The sequence below is a fragment of the Glutamicibacter arilaitensis Re117 genome (assembly GCF_000197735.1).
In the GTDB taxonomy this organism is placed as follows: Bacteria; Actinomycetota; Actinomycetes; order Actinomycetales; family Micrococcaceae; genus Glutamicibacter; species Glutamicibacter arilaitensis.
In genome coordinates this window covers 644,778-670,186 of record NC_014550.1, presented here as the reverse complement: position 1 = coordinate 670,186, position 25,409 = coordinate 644,778, and the positions used below count along the sequence as shown (strand labels likewise).

General features: G+C 57.6%; 23 protein-coding genes. 6 read left to right on the top strand and 17 right to left on the bottom strand.

Annotated features, from left to right (window positions below; genetic code table 11):
• Positions 1 to 3 precede the first annotated feature (3 nt).
• Complete coding sequence (locus AARI_RS03530) at positions 4 to 3,330, top strand: ATP-binding protein (RefSeq protein ID WP_013347982.1); 3,327 nt, start codon at positions 4 to 6, stop codon at positions 3,328 to 3,330.
• A gap of 75 nt (positions 3,331 to 3,405) precedes the next feature.
• On the opposite strand, the gene AARI_RS03525 is transcribed toward AARI_RS03530, so the two are convergent.
• The 5 genes from AARI_RS03525 to AARI_RS03505 form a co-directional block, all read right to left on the bottom strand.
• Entirely contained in the window at positions 3,406 to 3,750 is a 345-nt protein-coding gene (locus AARI_RS03525; RefSeq protein WP_013347981.1) for a DUF6176 family protein, read from the bottom strand.
• A 94-nt stretch (positions 3,751 to 3,844) separates the two neighbouring features.
• On the bottom strand, positions 3,845 to 6,340 hold the full coding sequence (locus AARI_RS03520) for an ABC transporter permease (RefSeq protein WP_013347980.1): 2,496 nt from the start codon (positions 6,338 to 6,340) through the stop codon (positions 3,845 to 3,847).
• A 3-nt stretch (positions 6,341 to 6,343) separates the two neighbouring features.
• Entirely contained in the window at positions 6,344 to 7,093 is a 750-nt protein-coding gene (locus tag AARI_RS03515) for an ABC transporter ATP-binding protein (RefSeq protein ID WP_013347979.1), read from the bottom strand.
• Positions 7,094 to 7,213: 120 nt separating this feature from the next.
• Positions 7,214 to 8,140, bottom strand: coding sequence for a cation diffusion facilitator family transporter (locus tag AARI_RS03510; RefSeq protein ID WP_013347978.1), 927 nt, complete (start codon positions 8,138 to 8,140; stop codon positions 7,214 to 7,216).
• 2 nt (positions 8,141 to 8,142) lie between these two features.
• Positions 8,143 to 8,514, bottom strand: a complete 372-nt coding sequence (locus AARI_RS03505; RefSeq protein ID WP_013347977.1) for an ArsR/SmtB family transcription factor — start codon at positions 8,512 to 8,514, stop codon at positions 8,143 to 8,145.
• Positions 8,515 to 8,595: 81 nt separating this feature from the next.
• Between AARI_RS03505 and AARI_RS03500 the strand changes: the two genes are divergently transcribed.
• The gene (locus AARI_RS03500; protein WP_013347976.1) at positions 8,596 to 9,189 is read left to right on the top strand and encodes a DNA-3-methyladenine glycosylase I; all 594 of its coding nucleotides are present in this window, start codon (positions 8,596 to 8,598) and stop codon (positions 9,187 to 9,189) included.
• 10 nt (positions 9,190 to 9,199) lie between these two features.
• The gene (locus AARI_RS18430; protein WP_157867076.1) at positions 9,200 to 10,033 is read left to right on the top strand and encodes a DNA-3-methyladenine glycosylase family protein; all 834 of its coding nucleotides are present in this window, start codon (positions 9,200 to 9,202) and stop codon (positions 10,031 to 10,033) included.
• Positions 10,034 to 10,363: 330 nt separating this feature from the next.
• Here the strand turns inward: AARI_RS18430 and AARI_RS03490 are convergent, their stop codons facing one another.
• The 3 genes from AARI_RS03490 to AARI_RS03480 all read right to left on the bottom strand — a co-directional run bounded on the left by AARI_RS03490 (position 10,364) and on the right by AARI_RS03480 (position 12,837).
• Positions 10,364 to 11,218, bottom strand: a complete 855-nt coding sequence (locus tag AARI_RS03490) for a siderophore-interacting protein (protein WP_013347974.1) — start codon at positions 11,216 to 11,218, stop codon at positions 10,364 to 10,366.
• Positions 11,219 to 11,281: 63 nt separating this feature from the next.
• The gene (locus tag AARI_RS03485; RefSeq protein WP_013347973.1) at positions 11,282 to 11,749 is read right to left on the bottom strand and encodes an acyl-CoA thioesterase; all 468 of its coding nucleotides are present in this window, start codon (positions 11,747 to 11,749) and stop codon (positions 11,282 to 11,284) included.
• A 2-nt stretch (positions 11,750 to 11,751) separates the two neighbouring features.
• Positions 11,752 to 12,837, bottom strand: a complete 1,086-nt coding sequence (locus AARI_RS03480; RefSeq protein ID WP_013347972.1) for an App1 family protein — start codon at positions 12,835 to 12,837, stop codon at positions 11,752 to 11,754.
• Between the two features lie 97 nt (positions 12,838 to 12,934).
• Here AARI_RS03480 and AARI_RS03475 point away from each other — a divergent pair, with 97 nt between their 5' ends.
• A complete protein-coding gene (locus tag AARI_RS03475; RefSeq protein ID WP_013347971.1) occupies positions 12,935 to 13,369 on the top strand; it encodes a pyridoxamine 5'-phosphate oxidase family protein in 435 nt (144 codons plus the stop codon).
• An 88-nt stretch (positions 13,370 to 13,457) separates the two neighbouring features.
• Here AARI_RS03475 and AARI_RS03470 read toward each other — a convergent pair whose 3' ends face one another.
• From AARI_RS03470 to AARI_RS03440, 7 genes are all read right to left on the bottom strand, one after another.
• Entirely contained in the window at positions 13,458 to 14,315 is an 858-nt protein-coding gene (locus tag AARI_RS03470) for a 3-hydroxyacyl-CoA dehydrogenase family protein (protein WP_013347970.1), read from the bottom strand.
• Between the two features lie 37 nt (positions 14,316 to 14,352).
• The gene (locus AARI_RS03465) at positions 14,353 to 15,810 is read right to left on the bottom strand and encodes an aldehyde dehydrogenase family protein (protein ID WP_013347969.1); all 1,458 of its coding nucleotides are present in this window, start codon (positions 15,808 to 15,810) and stop codon (positions 14,353 to 14,355) included.
• 31 nt (positions 15,811 to 15,841) lie between these two features.
• Positions 15,842 to 17,020, bottom strand: coding sequence for an acyl-CoA dehydrogenase family protein (locus AARI_RS03460; protein WP_013347968.1), 1,179 nt, complete (start codon positions 17,018 to 17,020; stop codon positions 15,842 to 15,844).
• A 27-nt stretch (positions 17,021 to 17,047) separates the two neighbouring features.
• Complete coding sequence (locus tag AARI_RS03455) at positions 17,048 to 18,193, bottom strand: CaiB/BaiF CoA transferase family protein (RefSeq protein ID WP_013347967.1); 1,146 nt, start codon at positions 18,191 to 18,193, stop codon at positions 17,048 to 17,050.
• Between the two features lie 143 nt (positions 18,194 to 18,336).
• Entirely contained in the window at positions 18,337 to 19,056 is a 720-nt protein-coding gene (locus tag AARI_RS03450; protein WP_013347966.1) for a GntR family transcriptional regulator, read from the bottom strand.
• A gap of 45 nt (positions 19,057 to 19,101) precedes the next feature.
• Positions 19,102 to 20,661: an MFS transporter gene (locus AARI_RS03445; RefSeq protein ID WP_013347965.1), complete on the bottom strand. Its 1,560-nt coding sequence runs from the start codon at positions 20,659 to 20,661 to the stop codon at positions 19,102 to 19,104.
• The gene (locus AARI_RS03440; protein WP_013347964.1) at positions 20,648 to 21,160 is read right to left on the bottom strand and encodes a MarR family winged helix-turn-helix transcriptional regulator; all 513 of its coding nucleotides are present in this window, start codon (positions 21,158 to 21,160) and stop codon (positions 20,648 to 20,650) included. Before AARI_RS03440 ends, AARI_RS03445 begins: the two co-directional genes overlap by 14 nt.
• Before the next feature lie 102 nt (positions 21,161 to 21,262).
• Here AARI_RS03440 and AARI_RS03435 point away from each other — a divergent pair, with 102 nt between their 5' ends.
• Positions 21,263 to 22,123, top strand: coding sequence for an inositol monophosphatase family protein (locus tag AARI_RS03435; protein WP_013347963.1), 861 nt, complete (start codon positions 21,263 to 21,265; stop codon positions 22,121 to 22,123).
• Between the two features lie 136 nt (positions 22,124 to 22,259).
• On the top strand, positions 22,260 to 22,412 hold the full coding sequence (locus AARI_RS19550) for a hypothetical protein (RefSeq protein WP_013347962.1): 153 nt from the start codon (positions 22,260 to 22,262) through the stop codon (positions 22,410 to 22,412).
• Between the two features lie 93 nt (positions 22,413 to 22,505).
• On the opposite strand, the gene AARI_RS03430 is transcribed toward AARI_RS19550, so the two are convergent.
• Both AARI_RS03430 and speB read right to left on the bottom strand, forming a co-directional pair.
• Positions 22,506 to 24,149: a thiamine pyrophosphate-binding protein gene (locus tag AARI_RS03430; protein WP_013347961.1), complete on the bottom strand. Its 1,644-nt coding sequence runs from the start codon at positions 24,147 to 24,149 to the stop codon at positions 22,506 to 22,508.
• Positions 24,149 to 25,135, bottom strand: coding sequence for an agmatinase (gene speB, locus AARI_RS03425; protein WP_013347960.1), 987 nt, complete (start codon positions 25,133 to 25,135; stop codon positions 24,149 to 24,151). Before speB ends, AARI_RS03430 begins: the two co-directional genes overlap by 1 nt.
• Positions 25,136 to 25,409 lie beyond the last annotated feature (274 nt).

Genomic DNA, 25,409 nt, shown 5'->3' with positions numbered 1-25,409 from the left:
CCGATGAGCATTGAAATGACTCTCCCACTGGGTGGAGCCCTGAACCCAGGCCAGCATCGCTTGAGCCGAGTGCAGATTGTAAATTGGGGTACCTTTCACGGATTGCATGATCTGGCCGTAGACCGTGCTGGCACTTTGGTCACAGGTCATCCCGGCGTAGGCAAATCCACTCTTTTTGATGCCATGGGCCACCTCTTCTTCGCGACCCCGCGCCTGAATGAGTCAGCCAATGATGCGGCAACGCGTGAGGACCGCCGCACGACGTTCTCCTATATGCGCGGGCGCAAGTTCAAGACCAGCGCCGGAACCGTATACCAGCGTCCGGGCGCGACCTGGAGCGCAATCGTGCTCAGCTACGACGACGGCATGGGCAATACTGTGACCGCAGGTGCGGTCTTCGATCTGCCCGATGCTGGTCTGGAAGGACAGGTTTCCAAGCACTATCTGCTGTGCGAGGGAAAGATCGATATCTCGGAGCTTGAAAACCACGGACCACGTCGTTTCACCGTGACTTCGTTGTCCAAAGCGCTGGCCCCCAGTGAAGCATTCGATACCCATAAGGCGTTTATCGAACGCTTACGCCGCCGGCTAGGGGTGGAAAGCGACAAGGCTTTCGCGCTGCTGCGCACCTTGCAAAATGGCAAGGGCCTGGCCAAGGGAGTCAACCAATTCTTCCGCTACGAGGTTTTGGAAGAACCAGCGACATTGAAAGCCGCTGCTGCGGCTGTGGAAGACTTCGCCCACCTGCGTGGCATCTACCGGCAGTTGGATACCGCCCGCGCGCAGCGAGACGTATTGGCTCAAGTGCCGCAGCAGGATCAGGCCTACCGTTCGCTAGCTGAACAGATCAACTCGGTGCAGCAGTTGCTGGAAAGCGAAGTCCACACCCTTGAAGCTCAGGTGCGCCAGCTCGTTTTGCGTAATGATCTGGACTCCCACGAATCTAACCTCGCCAAGTTCAAAGCTGACGAGGCCTCACTGCGCCAGCGCAAAGACGAACTCGATGATCAGCTCCAGTCCCTGGAAGCGGCTCATGACTCCGCCGGTTCTGCATCGTTGATGCTGCTGGAACGCGAAGCCGATGTGGCGCGCAAGTCCTTGAGCGAAAAGGAAAATATCATCCGCACCCTGCAGCAGCAGGCGACGGATGCTGGATTGGCCTTTGACTTCTCGGCCACCGGACTCGATGAACTGCGGGCCAACGCGGCCCGCACCCTGCAACAGCTCAGTTCAATCACTCATGACGCACAGACCGTTGAGTATGAGGCAATGGCTTCGCTGGTCAATTTGCGCAAGCGTGCAGAAACCTTGGCTGAGCAGATCCGCTCATACCAGCGGCGTGCAAGCAATATCGATGATCGGTCAATCGCTGCCCGCCGCGCCATCGCATCTGCCTGCGCGTTGAAAGAAGACCAACTTCCATTCGCTGGTGAGCTCATGGATGTATCTGCCGAAGCTGGCATGTGGCGTCTGGCCGCCGAAAAAGCTTTGCACTCCTTGGCCCGCACTTTGCTGGTTCCCGGAGAATTCCTCGCTCAAGTCACCCATGCCATTGATCAGCTCGATGGCTTGGGCCGGGTACGGTGGAGCGACATTTCCCAGAAACCACGCGATGCCGAAGCAGGCCCAGCAGATCTGGTGACCAAACTTGATTTTGCACCCGGCGAAGCCGGTAGCTGGTTGAAAGCGAAGATCACCGCAGATTACCCGCTGGCCTGTGTGGAAAACGATGCGGCCATGCATGTGCATCCCAAAGCCATCACCCCGGCCGGTACCATCAAGACCGGTGCTGGAAGCTTCGAGCGCGATACCCGCACGCTGCCTGCCTCAGAGTACCTTTTGGGCTTCACCAATGAGTCCAAGATTGCCGAGCTGCAGTCCAAGGCCACCCGGTTGGACGAAAAGATCGTGCAGGCCCAGCAAGCCGCCGATGAGCGCAGTGCTGCCAAGAATAAGATCGTTGCCAAAGCCCAGCTCTTGCAGGCGCTCATTTCTGATGAGCGGACTTTTGCCCAGCTCGATGCTTCCAAAGCGTTGGAAGCTTTGCGTCGCAGCGAACAGAAGCTCGGCGATGCGTTGGCGCTCTCCGGAGATTCGTCCAGGGTGCGCCAGCAGATTGAAGCGGCCAAGGCTGAGGCTGAAACGCTGGTAGGCGAGCTTGCTTTGGTTCGTTCACGCATTTCGGATCTGGAGCTACAGGTCCAGCGTGCCCAGCAAGTCCTGTCCAACAGCGATGATTTGGCGTCCGGCTGGGAAGAGAACATTCCAAATGCGTTGCGCCAGCATCAGCTTCTTGGACCGGTTCTGCAGCAAGTTGTGTCCGGAAACTGCCCTGCAAGTGAAGAGATCAGCGAAGCCTTCGCTGAGGTCAAGCTCCAGTTGGGAAGCCAAGTCAACTCGCTGCAGTCGCAGCGTCAGGAAATTGGCGGCACGCTGAGCGACACTTTCCGTCGCTTTGCCCGTGAATTCGGCACCTCTCATGCCCAGACGCACGGCACCACCGCTGAAGCTGCTGGGCACTATGCACAGCTGCATGACCAGATTGTGGCTGACGGCCTTCCGCATCATGAGGCGCAGTTCCGTGAATACTTCGCAAACCGGTCTTATGAACGCTTCAGCGATCTCTTGCAGTTGCTGGATGAAGAGCGCCGGATGATTTCCGAACGCATCAAGCCGTTGAACCAGATTCTGTCCGAGGTGACTTTTGAGCATGGATCAGTTCTCCGCTTGGAAGCGACTCAATCAATTCCTGTTGAGGCAGGTACCTTCCGCAAGGAATTGAAGGATGCCCTGCAGGAGGCTTACACCACCAAGGACGAGTCCACGTTGGCCAGTTCGTACCAAGCTTTGGAATCTCTGGTCACCGCGCTTAGCGACCCGGCGATGGCCTCTTGGCGATCGACCGTACTCGATGTCCGCCAGCATGTAATGATTAGCTGCAATGAGCACAAATCCAATGGCGAGGTCGAGACTGGTTTGGAGCCAGGAACGCTCTCCGGCGGTGAAGGCCAGCGCTTCACGTCCTTCATCATGGGTGCTGCTTTGGCTTACCAGCTGGGCTTTGCTTCGGCCGGGTTCACTTCCTACGGCACCGTGATGATTGATGAAGCGTTCATCCAGGCCAACTCAGAATATGCCGCAGCAGGCATACGTGCGTTGCAGGAGTTCGGTTTCCATCTGGTGCTCGCTGCCCCAGAAGACAAGATCGATCTGAGCCGCCATCTGGGATCCATCACCGACATCATCAAGCACCCCGGTTCAAACATTTCGGGCTTCGTGACCACTGGTCGCTCCCCCGCGATGGCTACGACGATTACCCTGCGCAGCTAGTTCCCCAGAACAGATGCAAGAGGTCCAGAACTCGCTTCGGCGAGTTCTGGACCTCTTGCTTTTGACTGTTCGCTACTACGCCATGCTGTGCTGAACGCGCTCTGGGATCATCACGACTCGTGGGGCGAGTTCTTGCGGTGCGAAATCCGGATCGATGCACTGCTTCCAGTACTGCAAATGCACCTTGTCGATTTCATGTGCAGAGCCCTGTACGGCGATGCCGCCTTCACCTTGGATGCTGTACCAATACAGGTAATCGACACCATCCAAAGTTTCACTGAAGATCGTCTCGACATACATCTTTTCACCTTCCAAGGTTTCAAGTACCGCAGGCATGTTGCTGTTCAAGAAATCCAGCCATTCGTTGACCACCGAGATTTTGCCAGGCAGTACCCTGAATCGAGTGAGTTCAATATTCATATCAATAGCCTATTGCGTATTGCTATGACCACCGAAAATGGGAATGGTCCTGAAAGCCTAGGCTTCAGAACCATTCCCATGCGCCGGCTACGGGCTATTCAACAGCCAATCCCTCAACCGGTGACAGCTTCGCTGCACGCCGGCCGGGAGTTACCGAAGCCAGTAGTGCGGCCACGATGCTGATCAGCAGGACCAGCGCGAGCTGCAACCATGGGATCTCGTAAGTCATCTCTCCCATGGATGCAAGCGCCGAGCGGGCGCCCAGCAATCCGTAGACAACACCAAGGACCAGGCCGAGCAAGGCCGCAACCCCACCTATCAGTACGGCTTCTGTTGCCAGCATCCCGCGCAGTTGCTTCTTTTTGAGCCCCAAGGCACGCAGCAGGGAGTTCTCCCGAGTGCGTTCCAGGATCGACAGGCTCAAGGTGTTGGCCACACCGATCAGGGCAATGAGTACAGCTACCGCCAGCAGAGCCGAGACAATCATCAGCAGCACGTCGATGATCTGGGAGAACATCGATTTCATGACCAGGCCACCGTTGATCATCGAGGACTCAACGCCGGTGATCGCAGAAATCTTCGTGACCAAGTCGTTGACTGCCGAGGCGCGGACGTCGGAATCCACCTTGAGCAAAATCCCCGTGTACTGGTTAGCTTCTTCAACTTCCAGCTTGTCGAATGTCTGCTCGGTGACGATATTGCCTGAGAGCATCGCCTCGGTCTTCTTCACCTTCAGCGTTTGATCACCAATTTTCACCGTCGGATTTTCCGGATTGCTCAGCACATAAACGATTTCTCCGTCAGCCGGCACGATGTCCGGGTCCAGCGCTACTTCGGCGAAACCTTCAGGATCAACGGACATGATCTCTGAGTTGTACATTTCTCCGGTTCCCATATCCACGTCTGCGTATGCGGAGGTGAAGCTGGAGCCAGCGGTGATCCCTTCGACTTCACCGATCTTTTCGAGCATGCTCTTGATCTCGGAATCCGAAACCTTCCGGTCATAGAAGGAGACCATCATGTCCACCGGAAATTCTGCGGCCACCGCGTTGTTCAAGCTGGCTTTGGCGGTCTGGCCGCCGACCATGATCATGGACACCAAAGTGACGCCAATGAGCAGTGCAGTTGCTGTCGCGGTGGTTCGCCCCGGGTTGCGCACCGCATTCAGGGCCGCAAGCTTTCCGGCAGTTGACTTGCCCGCCACTGCCTTGCCAATCCCGGACACGCTGCTCGGGACGAAGAGGGAGGCCAGCATCAAGATCCCTGGGAAGGAAACCAGACCGCCCAGGAAGGCAATGATCAGATCCCCCTTGAATGCGCCATATGCCAGCAAGCTTGCACCAGCCAGCAGGAACAGTATGCCGAAAATGATTCGGGCCTTGCCTGCACGGTTCTTCACGCTGGCAGCATCGAAGGGACGCAAGGCGGCCAGCGGCGCAAGCTTCATGGCCCGTCGGGCCGGAAGGCTCGCTGCGATGACGGTCATCAGCACACCGACGAGAATTGGAATGGCCAGTCCCTGCGGAGTCAGGGCCAATGTCGCATAGGACATTTCTGGCACCAACACGTGCAGCAGCTGGATCAGTCCAAACATCAGGACGACGGCCAGCAATACGCCGAGAATGGATGCGAGAATGCCGATGACCAGGGCTTCGATGAGTACGGAGCTTCGGATCTGCTTGCGTTTGGCACCCAAGATGCGCAGCAGTGCCAGCTCGCGTGTGCGCTGGGCAATCACCACGGCGAAGGTGTTGACGACGACCAGCCCGGTGACTACCAGCGCAATCAGCGCGAAGACCAGCAGGATCACGCTGAGCTGATCGGTACCGCCGGTGAGCTGGGCAACCTCGTTCAGCACCTTTTCATCGGCGCTCATCACGGCAATGTCAGTCATTTTCTTGTCGGCAAACAGCTTTTCCAGTTGTTCTTGCAAAGCCGCTTCAGAGCCATCGGTGTTGACGACGATTTCCGAGATTAGCGGTTGTTCTCCGGCAAAGTGCTTCCACGCTTGTTCGCTCATGCCGGCCAAAGCATAGGCTGAAGTCCGCGGGTTGGTGGTTGAACGCTGGATGCCGACGATGGTGTAGTTCTCTGCTGAGGCGGCGCCATTTTCCAGGGCCACAACATCACCGATGGACGTTCCCATGTCCTTGGCGTGGGCAGCATCGATGATGATCTCGTTTGATCCCTGTGGTGCACGGCCTTCGAGCAATTCCATGCCGCCCAGCCCTTGATCGGGGTCCACCGGCTGCATCGAAACGCCATAGCTGTCATCTGCGGTGCGCAGCAGTCCATCGACATACCCCAGCCCGTAGGCCGTGGTTACCGCGGACAGGTTCTGGACTTCTTTGACATCTTTCAGGCTCAAGGCGGTGGGATCTTGCCCGTCGGAAGCCAAGTCCCAATCGGGATAGGCCACCAGATCCGCATTCTTATAGGCGTCGCCCAGCGAATTCTTCAAGGTTGCTTGGGTAGAGGAATTCACCGACAGGGTAGCGGCTAGGAATGCGGTGCCAATGGCTACGGCCAGGATGACGGCAATATAGCGCCGCGCATAGGTCTTGATGTTCGAAAGGGCTACATGCAGCATTGATTACTCCGCCAGGGAGGCGAGCGCCTCGGTCACGGTAGCCACGGTTGGCTCCTGGATGGATCCGACAATAATGCCGTCTTTCATCAACAGCACAGTGTCTGCATAAGACGCGGCCACCGGATCGTGGGTCACCATGATGATGGTCTGTCCCATCTCACGGGTGGAAGTACGCATCAAGGAGAGCACTTCTGCACCGGTGCGCGAGTCGAGGTTGCCGGTTGGCTCATCACCGAAGACAACTTCTGGTCGTGTCAGCAGGGCTCGGGCCACGGCAACGCGTTGCTGCTGGCCGCCGGAGAGCTCATGCGGCTTGTGGTTCAGCCTATCGCCCAACCCCAACGCGTCAATGACGGTGTTGAACCAGTTGCGGTCGTGCTTCTTGCCGGCAAGCGACATCGGCAGCAAGATATTGTCCTTGGCGCTGATGGTTGGTACGAGGTTGAAGGATTGGAAGACAAAGCCAATCTGTTCGCGACGCATTTCGGTCAGCTGGTCATCGCTCAAATCCAGCAGGTTCTTGCCGCCGATGATAATTTCGCCGGAGTCTGCGCTGTCTAGACCCGCTAAGCAGTGCATCAGCGTGGATTTGCCAGACCCCGACGGGCCCATGATGGCGGTAAAGCGTGATCGTTCAAAGGAGACGTTGACGTCTCGAAGGGCCTCAACTCGGGTGGTGCCATGTCCGTAGGTCTTGGTCAGGCCGCGTGCTGCGACCGCATATTCAGTTTTCGACAGAGTTTCAGAAGTCATAGTAAAAGACTATGAAATCCCTAGCCAACCGTGCATCCACCAGCAGGACGTACTTTGCCGGGGTACGTCATACCAAGGTATGAGCTAGCCGGAAGTTGAGCTCCACCTTCAGAGACGCGCTTAGCAGCCGTGTTCATGCTCGGTACTGCGGTGAGATGCCGGCTCAATCTGGAAGGTCGAGTGCTCAATGCTCACCGTGAAATGGCTTGCCACGCACTGCTGCAAATCCCGGAGAAGTCCACCTGCTACCCCGGCGGAGAAGAAGGAGTCTTCAACCACCACATGGGCGGTGAGCACCGGCAGGTTGGAGGCGATCTGGCTGGCATGCAAGTCATGTACCGCGATCACTCCCGGCAAGGCTTCCAAGTGCTCGCGAACTGCAAGCAGATCTAATCCCCTTGGCGTGGATTCGAGCAGGATATGCGTTGTTTCGCCCAGCAGCTTCACTGCGCGTGGAACAATCAGGGCACTGATCACCAGAGCCGCGATGGAATCTGCGCGCATCCAGCCGGTGAAAGAAATAACTACCGCAGCGATGATCACGGCCACCGATCCCAAGGCGTCATTGACGACTTCAAGGAAGGCCGCACGCATGTTCAGGTTGCTGTCTCTTCCTGCGGAAATGATCCACATGGAAATAACGTTGCCCAGCAGCCCGATGATGCCAAAGAGCAGCAATCCGGCGGGTTGGACTTCTGCTGGGGTGAAGAGCCTGCGCACTGCATCGATTGCCGCGTAGACGCCCACTGCCAGCAGCAATGCTGACTGGAAGGTGGCAGAAAGGACTTCTGCACGGCGGAATCCCCAGGTGCGGTTGGTCGTTGGCTTGCGCATGATCAGGTTGGCGGCGGTCAGCGCAAGCAAAAGTCCGAGGGTATCGGTGAGCATATGTGCCGCGTCCACCAGCAAAGCCAGCGAATTGGTGATGATTGCGCCAATGACTTCTGCGATCAGAATCAGTGCGGTGATGGCAAAGGCCCAAGCCAGGCGGGTTCGATTCGCTGCGGAATGATCGTGGGAGTGCCCGTGGGAATGATTATGTCCCATGCTCAGCCTCCTGCTTCATCGGTGCTGTGGGCTTCGTGCCAATGATGAGGTGCCAGGTCTTTGGCAATGAGTGCCATGGCAGAGTCGGTCAAGGCGTCGAGCGCTTCGCCTTGGCTCAGCGAATAAATGCTGGAACGCCCCTGGCTTCTGACGTTCACCAAGCCGGTGTCTTTCAGGCAGGCAAGGTGGGCGCTGACGGTGCTTTGGGCAAGGCCCAAGTGCTCGGTCAGTTCTTTGACCTTGTGCTCCCCGGTATGCAGATGCTCCAAGATCAGCAGCCGCGTGGGGTCTGCCAGGGCGTGGAAGAGCGCGGCAAGTTGCAGCTTACTGCTACGCACTTCCAATACATCGACATTTGACTCTATTATCGCCATATAACGATCATAGGTGAGATTGCCATTAAATGAAACGCTTCATGATCTGACGCGATTGCTGATGAATGGCAAGATGAAAATATGACTGAAGATCTCATCGTTGGCAAAGACGGATTGGCACGACCACGCTGGGCAGCATCAAATGACATGCTCCGTACGTACTACGACCAAGAATGGGGCATGCCAATCACGTCCGAAGCGGGCTTGTTCGAACGCCTCAGCCTTGAATGCTTCCAGTCAGGCCTGTCCTGGGCCATCATCCTTTCCAAACGAGAATCATTCCGCCAAGCCTTCGCTGGATTCGCTCCGGAGCAGGTCGCATTGTTCACCGAAGATGATTTTGAGCGATTGATGAACGATGCCGGGATTGTGCGCAACAGGCTCAAAATCCGTGCCACAATCGCCAATGCTGAAGCAACCTTGATGTTGCGGGAAGAGGGCGGGCTGCCGGACTTCGTATGGTCATTCAAACCAGAGCAGACACCAGCTCCGCATTCTTTTTCTGAAGTGCCGACACAAAGCCCAGAATCCAAGGCGCTGGCCAAGGAACTGAAAAAGCGCGGATTCAAATTTGTCGGCCCAACGACCATGTACGCATTAATGGAAGCAATCGGCATGGTGGACACCCATCTGGTTGGCTCCCACCGCCGCGGCTCTTCAGGCATTTGGGCCTGAAATGATGGATATGCACCTGCCCGCGACGGGGACATTGGATGTAAGCCATGCACTGGCGGTCTTGAAGCTGCATTCGCTTCCTGTCCAGGAGCGCTTGGACGAGCCTGCCGCCCGACTCCAACGCGTACTGCAGGTGAAGGGCCGGCTCGTCGAAGTGACCTTGGAGCTGACTCCCTCAGGTATTCGGCTCTCCCACGACGCGCCAACGGAATTTAGTCTGCACATCTCGGAGGTCATTAATTATTGGTTCGGCGTGCAGCAAGACACCAGCGATTCCTACGAGGCGCTGAACGCCATTTCTTGCTACCGATCGCTAGCTGCCGCTTTCCCTTCCTTGCGCTTGATTAGCTACCCGGATCACTTCGAGGCTCTAGCCACCACGGTCATCGGACAACAGATTTCCTTGGCGGCGGCGCGTACCCTGGGCAGCCGCTATGTCGGCGCATTGGGCCAGCTGCATAGTTCAGGCCTTCGAGCCTTCCCCACTGCCAGCGCTACTGCCGCCTGCACGCCCGAGGAATTGCGAGAGATCATCCGTTGCCCTCTTGCGCGGGCAACGACGCTTCATACGGTAGCCGCCTGGTTCCAAGCCCATGGCCAGCTCCTGCTTTCGAATGGCCCCGAATTCTTGGATGAGCTCCAAGGGCTACGTGGAGTAGGCCCGTGGACGCGGAACTATGTCGCATTGCGGGGGCTGAGGGATCCGGAGATCTTCCTCGAATCAGATCTTGTCGTCCGCCGTGCTCTTAGAAAGCTTCACGATAGCGGCCTGGCCGTTTCTCCGCCTCCAGTTGGCACGGGTTCCTTAGCTACATTGCTGCTTTGGTCCTTTGACGCCAGCTAGCTCAACGCACGAAAAGGGAACCTACCAAGGTGTGCAATCCTGGCAAGTTCCCTTTTCTGATGAATCGGCCGACTGAGCAGGTCAGCAGATTCCCATTCCCCTAATTCAAGCCGGCTACGCCATACACCGCTTCGAGGAGAGCACCCTCGATAGGCGGTGAACTAGCCGATTATTATCGGTCAAGCTTGACGCTTCTCCCGACCACACACGGGAGAAGCTCTGGAATAAGCATAACCCAAGAACCACTAATAACGTCAAGGGCTAATTACGTAATTTTTCGACATTTAGATTAGGTGTGACTAATCATGCCGAACAGGCGGCGCCAGTAGGCTAGTCAGCGAAAATTTTGCCTACCTCGGTACGCTTTTCAGCTTGGAAAGCATCTTCGGCACGACCAAAGGCCCAGTAGGCAGACAACGACATATCGCGACGATCAACGCCACGCTCGTCATAGAAATAGGCACGCAATTTCTTCATGACCTCGCGCTCACCGTGAGCGAAGACCTGCACCCGTCCGCCCGGCCAAGGAATCTGCCGGACAGACGAATCCAAGATGGTCGTTTCAGGGGTGAATGCAGCATTGCGGTGAATCCAGCGGACTTCCACGCCGGCAGGTGCTTGCAATTGCATCTCATCGGCCTGATCAGCAACTTCGATGATCACCAGCCCGGTCATCTGCGCAGACATGGCTTCCAAAGAGGCAGCGATGGCCGGAATAGCGGTTTCATCTCCCGCAAAGAAATGGAAATCAAACTCGTCCCTGGGGACAAACATTCCACCGGGACCAGAGAAGCAGATGGAGGATCCAATCTGCGCGTCGCGTGCCCACGGACCGGCTAGGCCTTCATCACCGTGCACAACAAAATCAACTTCGATGGTGCTTGCCTGCAGGTCGCTGCGACGCACGGTGTAGGTGCGGCGAACCGGCATGTCTTCTGGTGCCAATTGCGCGCGCAATGCCTCCATGTCATAGGGCAGTTCGAGTTCCAGCTCGGGCTTGGCGAACAGGAATTTCACGTAGCGGTCAGTCACCGGCTTATCAACGAAGTCGCTCATCCCCGGACCGCCAAGAGTCAGTCGCACCAGATGAGGAGCGATTTCCTCGCGCTTGAGGACCTGTAATACGACCTGAGGGCGCGCCGGACGACCTCCAGCTTGCGGGCCACCACCAGTTGGCTGAGACACAAAACCACTTCCTGTCCTAATAAGGGTAGATAGATCAATCCTAATTGACAGGTGGAAAAGAGGTTACTTCGAGAAGGTGCCGGCCCCTTCATATGCACTGAGCCCGGCCCGCTGCTCGGGGCTTAAACGCTGCACCCGAGAAGTTGCCGGATCGAAGTAGGCCAAGGTCGTGGAAGCCTTAACACACAGATAGTCAGCTACCGGGTCGCGGAATTCGTAGCAGATATCAAAACTGGCAGGCTTGATGTTGGCAACCCAGAGATCAACGTTCACCGGAATGTTGCGGTATTCAAGTGGACGGGAATAGCGCACGCGATGCTCGACAACCAGGATCTGGGTTCCTTGCGGCACCGCGGAGAAGATCTCTGCCTGAGGCGTCACCCCAGGTGCGCCGGTTCCACCGGGGACGCCGAAGCCAGCGATGCGGGCTTCTTCCATCAGCCTAATCAGATTGACGTTATTGACATGGCCATAAGCGTCCATATCACCCCAGCGCATCGGGATCTGCACCCGCAGGGTAGCTTCAGCCATAGCTAATCGTCCTTCAACAAATTCACGCTTTCGGTGCTGACAATCCCCAGCTTGGCCAGCTGCTTCAGGATACGAGCACCATCTGGCTCGTAGACCCATGGCACCTCGGGGGTGGTTCGGCGCAGTTCATGTGAACGGCCACCAGCGAGCACCGCTTCGGAAGGCGTCAGCTGGCGAATAACGATGGCCCGCACCAATTCCGGATAGCGGCGCGCGAATTCCGCATAGATCGCTGGGTCGTGCTGGCCGTCATCACCGATGAGAACCCACGACATATCCGGGAATTCCTCGGCTAATCGTCGCAGCTGATCAACCTTGTGCTGCATTCCGCTGCGGAACCAAGAACGGTCCGTCGGACCCCAGTCAGTAAGCAGCAACGGCCCTCTGGGGAACAAATTGCGCGAAATGAAGCGCTGCAAGGTCTGTGCAACATTCCATGCGCCCGTAGAAAGATAAATAGTCGGGGATCCCGGGTGCTCAAGCAGCACCTTCTGCAGCATCACCGCCATCCCCGGAGTCGCAACGCGCGCATGTTCGGAGAGCACAAAGGAGTTCCACGCCGCCAGCAGGGGACGGGGCAATGCAGTGACCACAACCGTGTCATCCACGTCGCTGATCACGCCAAACTTTTGAGCTTGATCGATCACGAGGATCTTCGCCTGAGCATCATCACCATCGTGAGCTTGCAGCCTGATCTCATTCCAGCCGGCGGGAAGGTCCACCATCAGTTTCACATCGATGACACCGCCGCGGTCAGCTTCGACTTCGAAATGCTGATTGCCAACGTCGATACGGACTTTCCCTCCGGGCAGGATCGGAGAGATGAAGTTGCGGAAGCCGCGGATTCCATCGGCAATCACTTGGGCTTGATGCTGCCCAGCTTCAAATGCCCCCGGCCTGGCCAGGACCACGCGGGCAAGGACGCGGATCCAACTGCCATTGGGCCCCGTTGAGCCGTACCCCACGTAGGGCAGGATCACTGTTTCGTGGCCGCTAGCCAGGGCACGCCGTGCACGCCATCGATGCACTCCGTCTTCTATCCGCGAAGCTACATGCCGGACATCGCCATCAGTCGAAATATGACTCATGCTCCCAGTCTTTCACGTCAAGCGGTGGACTTGGGAAAACGACAACTTGTGTCTTTTGCCCCTTGCCTTTTTCTACAAAGAGTAGAAAACTAGTGCTATGAAATTCGAACACGAACTCAACAGTCCGGTTCTTGTCTTGGACGAGGACCAATCGTGGCAGTTGCTCTCGCATTCCGCGCACGGACGCGTAGCAACTGTGGCGGCAGGGTTAATCGATATCGTTCCGGTGAACTACGCGGTGCACAACGGCAAGCTCTTCTTGCGCACCTCCCCGGGAAATAAACTTGCTGCCATGTCGATCAATGAAAAGATCGCTTTCGAAGTAGATGGCATCCTCTCCGATGAAGCCTGGTCGGTCGTCGTACACGGCAGCGCTGAAGTGCTGGATCACGAAGCCGATATCCAAGAGGCCCGCGAAAGCGGCGTCACGCCTTGGATCCCGACTCAGAAGGATTTCTGGATTCGAGTCAATGTGGATTCCATTTCTGGACGCCACTTTGAACTTGGCGAACAGCCAGAGGTCGCTGAGTAGTTCAAAGTTGTTAAGCATTGCAAAGGCCGCTTACCTATCCCCGGATTTTGGGGTAGCTAAGCGGCCTTTGCCGTATGCTGTCGAATGCTTATGAGTACGGGTAGAACCCTTCACCGCTTTTGCGTCCCAGCTTTCCTGCAGCCACCTTGTCGGTGATCATCGGGTGCGGTTGGTCTGCCTCGTCTCCGGTCTCGGCATACGTCGCCTGGGCAATGAAATCAATAACATCCAAGCCCACCATGTCCATCAGCTCAAACGGACCCATCGGATGGCCCAAGGCAGTCTTGGCAGTGGTGTCGATGTCTTCAATACTGGCAATTCCCGCGTGGGCCAGGTTCAGCGCCTCGGCATTGATAGCCCCCATCATGCGATTGGCGATGAAGCCCGGGATCTCCTTGTTCACCAATACCGGGTTCTTCCCCAGCTGGTCGGCAACTGCGGTTACCGCCGCGATTGTTGCGTCGCTGGTCTGCTCATTGCGGACCACTTCAACGCATTTCATCACCAATGCCGGATTGAAGAAATGCATATTGCACACCTGCTGTGGACGGCCGCTGGCTTCTGCCACCTTGGAGGATGGAAGAGTCGAGGAGTTCGTGGCCAGGATCGCGTGAGCGGGAGCGTGCTGGCCGAGTTGAGCAAAGATCTGTTCCTTGATGTCCAGACGCTCCACGGCGGCTTCGATCACCAGATCCGCATTTGAAGCGCTTTGCGCCAAATCGGTGCTTTGGCTCAAGCGTGCCAACGCCTGCGCTACCGTGGCTTCCTCGAGCTTTCCCTTGGCTAGCCGACTAGCAGCCCACCCTTCCAGCTCGGTGCGTGCTGCACTCAACGCCTCGGCAGAAATATCCTGCAGCACGGTGGTGTAGCCACCCAGCGCACAACTCATCGCGATCTGCCGGCCCATGGTTCCAGCGCCGATCACCAAAATATTTTCAATCGTCATTGGTCATTTCCTTCTTTGCCGTCCTGCCTGCCGTAGCTCAGCCGCGCAGGTAGGTCGTCGTGGTGTGCGTGTAGAATTCGCGAGCTGCTGCCCCTTGCTCCTTCGGTCCGTATCCAGAAGCCTTCGCACCGCCAAAAGGCACATGCGGGTCGGCACCGGCCGATTCCGAATTTACATGCAATATGCCCACGTCGAGAGTTTGCTGCGCTTCCAGAGCCAACGCAAGATTCGAGGTGAACAGCGCAAGGCTCAATCCGAATTCCGAATCTTCAGCAGCCTCGAAGGCTTCCTGCGGACCCTTGGCCCTTTGCACGGACAAGATCGGTGCGAAGAATTCATCACGCCAGGCGCAGTTGGCTCGTCCAGCCTTCCCTGCAGGAAGTTCCAAAATAGTTGGCGCCAAGAAGCTGGGAGTTTCTGGGGCTTGCCCACGATAGTGAAGCGTTGCGCCCTGTTCCAGTGCTTGGGCAACCCCCAGTGCTGCAGATCTTGCCGACTTGGCATCAACCAGCGGCCCCATATGCACCGATGGATCCAGCGGATCGCCGGTCACCCACTGGTCTAAGCGGACGGTGAGCTTGTCCAAGAATTCGTCGGCAATCGTTTCGTCGAGGATCAGCCGGCTCGTGGCCGTGCACTTCTGGCCGGTGGAACGGAACGCCCCGAAGAGCACCTGCTCGCTTGCCAGATCAAGGTCGGCATCAGCGAGCACCACCGAGGCATTCTTGCCGCCCATCTCTGCCTGCACCGGAATGCCGCGCGCGGCCCCTGCGGCGCAGAGCTTGCGACCTACCCCTGTGGACCCGGTGAATGTCAGTCCGTTCAAGTACTCGTTTGCGATAATCGCATCGCCCAGGGCGCCTGGACCGATGATCAGGTTCAGCACCCCGGCAGGCAGACCGGCATATTCCAAGGCCTGCACGAAGCGCAGCGCCAGCAACGGCACCAAACTGGCTGGCTTGAACACCACGGTATTGCCGAAGACCAAGGCCGGGGCAATCTTCCAGGCGGGAATTCCGATTGGGAAATTAAACGGGGTGATCACCCCGACTACGCCTAGTGGCTTGTGGGTTACCAAGATCTGTTCCCCAGCGCGTGGGGATTGGAAGACGGTGCCTGCCGCGCGCTCTGCTTCACCGGAATAGTAGGTCAGGATCTGCGCGGCGCGCAGAACTTCGCCTGTCCCTTCTGCGCGGGTCTTGCCTTCTTCTGCTGCCAGCTCTGCGCCGAAGCTCTCGCTGTGCTCCTTGAGGTAGCCGGCGGCTTTGGCCAAGATGGCTCCGCGGGCAGCCATGGGAGTCGATGCCCAGGACTTTTTTGCTTGGTGCGCCGCGTCGAAGGCGGCAGCCACCTGCTCGTGGCTGGCGGCCAGTCCCTCGGCCAGCACCGTGGTGCCATCGACGGCGGCTTGGGTTGAAATGCCCGATCCCTGCCCGGGAACCCAATTGCCATTGAGGTACTGCTGCAAGGCAACAATAGTTCCGTTGTGTTTCATTGGTTTTTCTCGTCTTCCTTGGCTTCGCGGTTTAGCGGAAGGCCGGGACACCGGTGAGCTTGTTGCCCAGGATCAGGGTGTGGACTTCGTCGGTGCCTTCGTAGGTGCGCACCGATTCCAGGTTGTTGGCATGGCGCAGCGGCGAGTAGTCCAAGGTGATCCCATTGCCGCCAAGAATGGTGCGCGCTTCGCGGCAGATTGCGATGGCTTCGCGGCAGTTATTCAGCTTGCCCACGGAGATCATGTGCAGGTCCAGCTTGCCAGCATCCTTCAACCGGCCGATGTGCAGGGCCAGCAGGAATCCCTTGTTGATTTCCAACGCCATGTCCACCAGCTTCTGCTGGGTCATCTGGTAGCCAGCCAGCGGTTTGTCGAACTGCAGGCGCTCCTGGGAGTAGGCCAGGGCATCTTCAAAGGCATCGCGGGCTGCGCCCATCGAACCCCACAGGATGCCGTAGCGAGCCTCGTTCAGGCAGGAGAACGGGCCCTTCAGGCCCACAACATTGGGCAGTACTGCCGAGCCAGGCAGGCGCATATCGACCATCTCGATTTCGCACTGGATGGAGGCACGCATGGAGAGCTTCTGCTCAATCGGGGTCGCGGTGAAGCCAGGGGTATTGGTTGGCACCACGAAGCCCCGAATGCCTTCCTCAGTCTGCGCCCAGATCACCGCGACCTGTGCGACATTTGCCAAGCCGATCCAGCGCTTGGACCCGTTGATTACCCAGTCATCGCCGTCGCGGCGGGCAAAGGTCGTCATGCTCGAAGGGTCGGATCCGGCTGTTGGTTCGGTCAGGCCGAAGCAGCCAATGGCTTCACCGGCGGCCATCTTGGGCAGCCACTGCTGCTTCTGCTCTTCGGAGCCGTGCTTGTAAATCGCGCTCATGGCCAGCGAGCCCTGAACCGAGACGAAGGTGCGCAGCCCGGAGTCGCCAGCCTCAAGCTCGGCACCGGCGATGCCGTACTCCACCGCGGAGCGTCCACCGCATCCGTAGCCGTCAAGGTGCATGCCCAGCAGGCCCAACTTGGCCATCTCGGGGACGATTTCAAGTGGGAAGACCGCGTCGTTGTACCACTTGGCGATATTCGGCTTGATGTGCTCCTTGACGAAACCGCGCACAGTGCCGCGCAGGGCCAATTCTTCTGCCGAGAGCAGTGAATCGAAGTTGATCAGGTCCGCTGGGTCTAGAAGGCGTTCTGCGGTGCTCACGATATTTCTCCTTTAAAGTTCTATTGATTACTGGTTTGCCAGGGTGTTAAGAAGTTCTTGGTGCTGTCCATGGGCGGGCGGGATGCTGCGATATTGAGCAGAAGTGCGCGAGAGTCCAATGGGGCTGGCAATCTGCTCGGTCGTCTCGCCAGTAGCGGGGTCGGTGATGATCGCAACGGGGTCCAATCCCAGTTCCTTGGAAAATTCGATGGCCTCAGCAATGGAATTGACCTTGCCCGCTGGCACCCCGGCGGACATGAGGGTTTGTGCCCAGTGCACTGCGGTATCTTGTGCGGTAGCTGCCTCGATAATGGCTTTGAGGTCCTGGCGGTGGGCCACCCGTGCGCTGTTGCTGCTGAACCTGGGATCATCAGCAAGTTCGGGCTGGCCCAGTTCCCTGGCAAGAGCAGCAAATTGGCGATCATTGCCCACCGCGATGGCCACCACTCCGTCTTGTACGGCGAAGGTTTCGTATGGAGCGATGCTTGGATGCGCATTGCCCATGCGTGCTGGAGATTTTCCGGTAGCCAGCGTGCTGCTGGACTGGTTAGTGAGTCCTGCCAGCAATGAGTGGAGCAGATTAACGCTCACTCGTTGCCCCTGGCCGCTGGCATCGCGTTCTCGCAAGGCCAGCAGGATTCCGGTGACTGCGTTCTGCGCCGCCAAGACGTCCACCAGTGCAACCCCCACCTTGCTCGGGGTCCCCTCTGGTTCTCCGGTGATGCTCATTAGTCCGCCAACAGCCTGCACCAGCAAGTCGAAGCCGGGCAAGGCTGCGCCTTGCTTTTCACCAAAGCCGGAGATGGAGCAATAGACCAGCTTCGGATTCAGCTCATGCAAGCTGCAGTAATCCAGCCCGAATTTGGCCAGCACCCCGGGACGGAAGTTTTCCACCAGCACATCTGCTTCACAGATCAATTCACGCAGCGCCTGCAGGTCAGCGGCATCGGCAAAGTCGGCAATCACTGCCTGCTTATTGCGGTTCACCGACCAGTAATAGGTACTGACGCCCTGCGCGTTGACCGGGGGTTTCCAGCTGCGGGTCTCGTCACCTGCCCCGTTTTCCACCTTGAGGACTTCAGCACCGAAATCCGCCAGCGTCATAGTGCACAGCGGCCCAGCCAGGATGCGCGAAAGGTCAATGACTTTGACCCCTTCTAGCGGTTGGCTCATTTGCTTCGACACCTTCGTTCCACACACAAATTATTAGTTACATGTTGCATGCTACTCTATGTCGCACAGATCACCCTGACAAGGTAATGCAAAATATTTCATAGTATCCACACATCGCCCAGGAATTGGCAATGCTTCTCCACCTAGGAAATCAAGGCGTCCAAGCGTTCCAAAAACGGCTCCGGATCCAACCCCGGCGTGCGGGAACAAACCGAAGCGATCAGCATCTGGGCGGTACGCAAAACGTGATCCCGAACCGCCGCCGCTGCACCCTGGGCATCTTTTGCCACAATAGCTTCCATGATTTCTTCCCGATCTCCGGCCAAATCCTGGCTGGAGCGGGCAAAGGGCACGGTAGTCTGCCCATGCGCTAGGACAAGGTTTCTCAACTCCCCCACCACGCTGTCGAGCTTGGAATTTCCGGCCAGCCCCAGAAGATGAAGGTGGAATGCTTTATCCGCTTCCAGGGTTGCTCGACCATCGCCGGTTTCACCGATTTCCAGCATTCGTGCGTGAAGGGACTTGAGATGTTCAATATCCGCATCGGTCGCATTGCGTACGCCGCGAGCGGCGGCCGGAGGCTCAATTGCCAAGCGCAGCTGGAAAACCTCCACGATGTCTTCGAGGGAAATCTGGTTGACACGAACCCCGCGGTTCTTGGCTACGGTAACGATGCCTTCTTTTTCCAGCAGTTGCAGGGCTTCGCGCACTGGAGTCCGGGAGACTCCAAGCTTTTCAGAAATTCCAATGGCTGAGTAGTGCTCCCCTGGAGTCATCTCGCCAGCAACGATGGCCGCGCGGATCATCGTGGTCACCTGCTCGGTCAAAGAGACCTTCTGCTTAATCGGTTGCATGCTACTCATAGTCTGAAGCTTATCCCGATTCGCCCCAGCGACAAGGAATTGCCATTAAATGGTCTGGCGCAGCGGGACTTCCTTAATCAGCAGAATGCAGACGAAGGCAACCACCGCTACAGCCGCCGAAACGACAAAGACAATCCCAGTCGCCTCTCCATAGGCTGCTTCGACCACCTGGCGCAGCGCATCTGGCATACCCGAAAGGTTCAGCGAATCTTCATTGGCCAAAGGCGAGGACGGTTGCCCTGAGACCAGCGGAGACTTGGCAATCAACTCGGCGACGTTACGCGAAAGCAAGGCACCAAGTACCGCCACGCCAGCCGAACCGCCTACTGAACGGAAGAAAGCGACCGAAGAGCTTGCCGCACCGATATCGGTAACTTTCACCGTATTCTGCACGGAGAGCACCAAATTCTGCAGCATGAAGCCCATTCCCACACCGTTGAGGAACATGCCGCAGGCCAACAGCCAGTATTCGGTATCGTGGCGCATCATGCCCAGCAGGCCAAGTCCCGCGACGTTGAGGATCGAACCAATCAACAGGTAGATTTTCCATCGGCCAAAACGCGTGATCATCTGGCCCGAGAAAACGGATCCAAAGTAATTTCCGGCGATCATCGGCAAGGTCATGAGACCGGCCATGGTCGGAGTCGCTTCACGCGCAATCTGGAAATACTGGCCAATGAAAGCACCAGTTCCAAACATTCCCACTCCTATTGCAATCGAAGCCATAATTGCCAAAGACGTGGTTCGGGTACAAATGATTTTCAGCGGAATGATCGGTTCGCGCACCCTGGACTCAACCATGAGCAATATGGTGGTCAGCAGGAGAACCGAGGAGACCATGGTGTAGGTCTGCCACGAATTCCAGCCGAAATAATCTGATTTCCCTACGTAGGAGACCCAAATCAGCAAGATGGAGACGGCGGAGGTCAGCAGTACGGCACCGACCCAGTCGATATGCACAGGACGCTTGACGTGCTTCAAATGCAGGGTCCGATGAATCAACACCATGGAGAGCAAGCTGATTGGGATGCCGAAGAAGAAGCACCAGCGCCAGCCCAGTGGCGAGTCGACAATGAACCCGCCGAGCAACGGCCCTGCAGCGGTGGATACCGCCATGACCGCACCAAAATACCCTGAATAGCGTCCTCTTTCTCGTGGCGGAATGACCGTTCCGATCACCGCCATGCCCATCGCCGTCAAACCGCCCATGCCAATGCCCTGAATCACTCGGGCGAACAGCAGCACCGGGATGGACCAGGAAAGTCCAGCCAGCAAGGAGCCGAGCACAAATACCAAGATCCCTACCTGCAACAGCTTCTTCTTATCGAAGAGGTCGGCCATCTTGCCCCAGATGGGAGTAGTCGCGGCATTAGCCAGCAAGGTCGTACTCAAGACCCAGTTGAAGTCCGTCTGCGTACCGCCAAGGACATCCATGATGGTTGGCAGCGCAATGGAGACAATGGTCGCCGCCAGCATGGCAGCGAAGAACGAGGCCAAGACGCCGACGATGGATTTAAGCACCTCTTGCTGCTTCATCTGCGGGCGGTCGGCGGCTACCTCGGTCAGGTCGATTGGGCGTTCGCCATCCGGTTTATTCTTGTCCATGCTCTGCTTCTCCTGCCGTGCCGAACTGCTCGGTGCGCTGGGAATGGATGCCACGCATCATCGTGTCGTTCAGTTCGCTTAACGCTTGCGAAATCTGCGTCAGACGCTCCGGATCCCAATCCGGAAGCAGTCCTCTCATGCGTTCCAGGCGCAGGCGGTCACGGAATTCAAGCTTTGCACGGCCTGCTTCAGTCACCCAGAGCACGTGCCGCCGGGCGTCAATTTTGCTGGACCGCTTAGCGACTAGGCCAGAATCTTCCAGTTCAGCCAGGTGCCGGCTCATCGCTGCGGTGCCGATCCCGAGGAACTGGGCGAGGTCAGCAGCGTGGGTGGGTTCTCGGGAATTAAGGGTTTTGAGCACATGGTGGGAAGCATTGGATACTTCGGGATCAGTCTGATCCATATGTGAGAACACCCGAAGGATCCGCGAGCTGCGGGCCAGTTCGTCGAGCAAGCCCTTAATCTGTGAATCTGCTTGGGTATTTGAAGACTTGTCCACGTTCTATTGGCTGCCTATCTTTTGCTGTCTCCACTCACATTAAGTTCGAATCGTTTCTTTGGTCAACGTTTTTCTTAATTGCCACGACGGTAAGCTGGATTTGTGAATGATCGTCAAGTTCAAACCAGCCCACATTTCGCCGAAGAATTACGCCTTGCGGCCCTGAAGGCAGCTCGCCAGGCCGCCGTATTGCTACGTGAATCCTTCCGTGCAAATGTCCAGGCAGAGCATAAGAGCAACGCTCACGATCTGGTCACCGACATCGATCGGCGCAGCCAGCAACTGATCACCGCCTCCTTGCTGTCCGCTCAACCGGATTCGTGGGTACTGGGCGAAGAACAGGTCTCCGGAGATCAAGGACTGCCCGCATCCGGAAAAGTGCAGTGGATCGTTGATCCGATCGATGGCACCAGCAATTTCGTTCACGGCGTGGCATTCTTCTGCATCTCCATTGCAGCGGCCGTCGATGGTCAACTGCTCGCTGCGGTAGTCCTTGACCCGATCTCTGGCGAAGAATTCACCGCTAACTCCACTGCCGCATTCCTCAACGAACGGCGCCTTGAACCAAGTGCTCGCCCGGAACAATCCCGGGCCAATCTGATGACAGATTATCCGGGTGCCGAATCCATGCTCAAAGACGGTGAGCTGTCGATGAAGATCTTTGGCCAATGGATCCAGGACTTCGCCACCGTGCGGCGCAAGGTCTGCGCAGCCTTGGAACTAGCCCATGTTGCCGCTGGGTGGTGCGATGCCAGCATCGGGTTCGATACCAAGGTTTGGGATGTGGCTGCCGGAGCGCACTTGATACGCATGGCCAAGGGGACCTTCCGCGGACTGTCCTACGGACAACCGGGCCTGGCAGATCACCAATGTCCAGGGTTCATCGCCCAAGGACCAGGCGCCAACTACCCTTCGCTAGCAGCCGCCGCCGAACAAATTCATCAGCTGCGGGCCAGCATCTAAGCCAACAAGTCTGACAATAGCAAAGTAGTTCGCCCTAGCTCTCGGCTTTGGCTACTTTCGGACGTACTATGGCGACATGGAACCACTATTTCACCGGACCGCACACTCCGCAGTGCGGCATCATGGAGGCGGAGGGGTGATCCTGGGAGGAATCGGAGCAGTTCTGCTTTTTGTTTCCTTCGCAGTGATGTTGGCAGCACAGTCCTTGGACTGGGAGCCACTGCTCATCGGCATTAGCTTGGGCGTTTCGACAGTACTCTTCGGCGTGGTATTCCACTTCACCCACTGATAGGAACTGTTCGCTTTTCCAATAACCACAACGGCCCCGGATTCATTGTTCATCAGAGCAACAGATCCGAGGCCGCTTTCGTGCTTGGCTGTTTTACAAGTGGGTTGGCGCAAACATCTTCAGCAGCGTGCGCACCACAATGACGTTCGGCCCATCAGACTTCAGGGCCTCGGCGAGCGCGGTTCCGATGTCTTCTGGCTCGACGGCTTGAGCAGGGATGCCAAAGGATTGTGCCAGCGCCACGAAATCCGGACGGGCAAGCTCGGTGGCAGTCGCCTTCCCGAAGGCGCCTTCCATGTATTCGCGCAGGATGCCATATCCGCCATCATCAACGATCAGCCATGTGACCGGCGCCTGATGCTGCTTGGCGGTGGCCAGTTCGGCGATGGAGTACATCGACGAACCGTCCCCGCTGACGGCCAGCACGCGCTGCTTGGAACCGATGGCCCCACCGATTGCGGCGGGGAATCCGAAGCCTAGGCCACCAGCGCCCTGGGCGGAGTGGAACTCACCGTCCTTGGCGTCCCAGCAGCTCCATCCCCAGTAGGCAGCGATGGTCATATCCCAGAAGGTCTGCATTTCGGAAGGAACAGCGGCACGGATGTCCGCCATGAATTTCCGTTCCTTGGCCAAGTCCTGCGCATCCAGGCGGCCCTGCACCTTTGCCAGCGTTTGGGCTACTACCTGCTGTGGGGTTTGCCCATGCCAGGAAGCCTGGGCCTTGAAGCCGGTCGCGCGCATCTCTTCATCCAAGAATTTCAGCGCTTCGCGTGCATCAGCACGGATGCCCAAGGCCGGGGTATTGGATTCCAGGACACGCGGTTCGGCATCAATCTGAATCATCTTGCCACGCGGTTCGAGCGTGAAGTAATTACTCGTCACCTCGCCCAGAGCCGAACCGATCACCATCAGCACGTCGGCGTCTTCCATGACTTCCGAGACAAAGCGGTCTTCAGCCCAGGATTGCAGGGACAGTTCGTGGTCCCAGCTGAAGGCTCCGTTGCCGCCAGGGCTGCACAGCACTGGAGCCTGCAGTTCCTCGGCCACGGCCAGCAGTTCCGCTTGGGCGCCAGCACGGCGTACCCCGCCGCCAGCGATGATCGCTGGCCGCTTGGCATCGGCTAGCCAGCGCATGGCCTCACGAATCAATTCTTCACGCGGCGGGTGCGGATAGGCTTCGGCCAGAGCATCTTGTACCGGAGGAACCATGACCGGGGCGAGCAGGACATCCTGTGGCACCTCAACCCAGACTGGTCCCATCGGCACGGTGATCGCGCGTGCCCACGCGTCCTGGATAGCCGAGGGGATCCCCGAAGCGTGATGCACGGTCTGCTGGAACTTGGTGACGTTGGCGGCCGAGGCCTTCTGGTCATCGAGCTGGTGCAGCATGCCCTTGCGCCGAGCACCCAAGCCGTCCAATGGAATCTGGCTGGCGATGACGACCATGGGCACACCGGTGGCATAGGCCTCCTGCAAACCCGCCAGCGAGGTCAATGCGCCGGGGCCGGTGGACAGGAACAGGACACCTACTTCGCCAGTCGCGCGGGAGTAGCCATCGGCGGCAAACGCCGAGTTGTTCTCGACGCGCGAGGAGATGAAATCCAAACTTGAGCGCGAGAGCGCATCGAAGAGGCCCAAGGCGTGCTGCCCGGGGATGCCGAACACGGTTTTAGCACCGAGTGCGGTGAGGGTCTCGATGACCAGGTCCCCGCCATTGCGTTGAGGTTGCTCATTCATTAGCTATTCATTCCCTTACTGGCACGGAAGTCGCTGATCAGGCTGATCAAATCATAGGTGACATGCGAGGCCGCCACACCGGTCAGCTCTGCATGGTCATAGGCCGGAGCGACTTCAACGATATCTGCACCAACGATGTTCAGCCCACGCAAACCGCGCAGGATTTCAAGCAATTCGCGGCTGGTGATGCCGCCGGCTTCCGGGGTGCCGGTGCCCGGGGCGTGAGCCGGGTCAAGCACGTCGATGTCCACCGAAATGTACAGTGGGCGATTGCCAATGCGATCGCGCAGTTTGTCCACGATTTCACGTACGCCCTGGTAGTAGACATCGGAGCTGGTCACGATGCCAAAGCCGAAACGCTTGTCATCTTCCAAGTCTTTTTTGCCGTATAGCGGACCGCGGGTGCCGACATGGCAGATTGCTTCGGTGTCCAAAATGCCTTCTTCAACAGCACGGCGGAACGGAGTGCCGTGCGTATATTCAGCGCCGAAGTAGGTATCCCACGTATCCAGGTGCGCATCGAAGTGCAGCATGGCAACTGGTGCTCCAGCGCGCTGCGAAGCGGCACGCAGCAAGGGCAGCGCGATGGTGTGGTCGCCACCAACGGTGACGAGGGTGGAGCCATCGCTGGTCAGTTCCAGTGCCTCGTGTTCAATGGTTTCAATGGCCTCATTGATATTGAACGGGTTAACCGCCATGTCCCCTGCGTCAGCCACCTGGCTCTGCGCAAACGGCGAGGTATCTGTCGCCGGGTTGTAGGGGCGGATCAGGCGCGAGGATTCACGTACGTGGTTGGCACCAAAGCGGGCACCGGGACGATAGGAAACACCGGTATCAAACGGCACTCCGACAATCTTGATGTCGGCTTTCTCCACTTGGTCCAGTCGTGGAAGCCGGGCATAGGTGCCGCCTCCTGCATAGCGCGGAATCATCGCAGCATTGATGGGCCCTAGACGACCATTTTCCTCGATACGGATTTCCTTCATCGCAACTTCCTCCCCAAGACACAACAGCACAAAAGCCAGAGTTGTCTAATACGAAACTTCAGTTTTCTATTATGCTATTTTGTCTGCTGGATCACGTCAAGATCAGGCTTCCTCCGCCACAAGAATCCAGGAGAAATGTAGAACGCCGCCACCCGGGATTGGGTGGCGGCGTTCGCTTCAACTATGTTCTTGGCGTTCAGCTGGCAGAACTACGATTCTGCTGGGCAAGCACTTCCAGCGCGTGGTGCCAAAGTCTTGGAGTTTTGACTATATT

Bases quoted from the DNA above. Each gene is read 5' to 3' on its own strand.
- AARI_RS03530 (WP_013347982.1), top strand. From the start codon at position 4: ATGAGCATTGAAATGACTCTCCCACTGGGTGGAGCCCTGAACCCAGGC.
- AARI_RS03525 (WP_013347981.1), bottom strand. From the start codon at position 3,750: ATGAATATTGAACTCACTCGATTCAGGGTACTGCCTGGCAAAATCTCG.
- AARI_RS03520 (WP_013347980.1), bottom strand. From the start codon at position 6,340: ATGCTGCATGTAGCCCTTTCGAACATCAAGACCTATGCGCGGCGCTAT.
- AARI_RS03515 (WP_013347979.1), bottom strand. From the start codon at position 7,093: ATGACTTCTGAAACTCTGTCGAAAACTGAATATGCGGTCGCAGCACGC.
- AARI_RS03510 (WP_013347978.1), bottom strand. From the start codon at position 8,140: ATGGGACATAATCATTCCCACGGGCACTCCCACGATCATTCCGCAGCG.
- AARI_RS03505 (WP_013347977.1), bottom strand. From the start codon at position 8,514: ATGGCGATAATAGAGTCAAATGTCGATGTATTGGAAGTGCGTAGCAGT.
- AARI_RS03500 (WP_013347976.1), top strand. From the start codon at position 8,596: ATGACTGAAGATCTCATCGTTGGCAAAGACGGATTGGCACGACCACGC.
- AARI_RS18430 (WP_157867076.1), top strand. From the start codon at position 9,200: ATGCACCTGCCCGCGACGGGGACATTGGATGTAAGCCATGCACTGGCG.
- AARI_RS03485 (WP_013347973.1), bottom strand. From the start codon at position 11,749: ATGGCTGAAGCTACCCTGCGGGTGCAGATCCCGATGCGCTGGGGTGAT.
- AARI_RS03480 (WP_013347972.1), bottom strand. From the start codon at position 12,837: ATGAGTCATATTTCGACTGATGGCGATGTCCGGCATGTAGCTTCGCGG.
- AARI_RS03475 (WP_013347971.1), top strand. From the start codon at position 12,935: ATGAAATTCGAACACGAACTCAACAGTCCGGTTCTTGTCTTGGACGAG.
- AARI_RS03470 (WP_013347970.1), bottom strand. From the start codon at position 14,315: ATGACGATTGAAAATATTTTGGTGATCGGCGCTGGAACCATGGGCCGG.
- AARI_RS03465 (WP_013347969.1), bottom strand. From the start codon at position 15,810: ATGAAACACAACGGAACTATTGTTGCCTTGCAGCAGTACCTCAATGGC.
- AARI_RS03455 (WP_013347967.1), bottom strand. From the start codon at position 18,193: ATGAGCCAACCGCTAGAAGGGGTCAAAGTCATTGACCTTTCGCGCATC.
- AARI_RS03450 (WP_013347966.1), bottom strand. From the start codon at position 19,056: ATGAGTAGCATGCAACCGATTAAGCAGAAGGTCTCTTTGACCGAGCAG.
- AARI_RS03445 (WP_013347965.1), bottom strand. From the start codon at position 20,661: ATGGACAAGAATAAACCGGATGGCGAACGCCCAATCGACCTGACCGAG.
- AARI_RS03430 (WP_013347961.1), bottom strand. From the start codon at position 24,149: ATGAATGAGCAACCTCAACGCAATGGCGGGGACCTGGTCATCGAGACC.
- speB (WP_013347960.1), bottom strand. From the start codon at position 25,135: ATGAAGGAAATCCGTATCGAGGAAAATGGTCGTCTAGGGCCCATCAAT.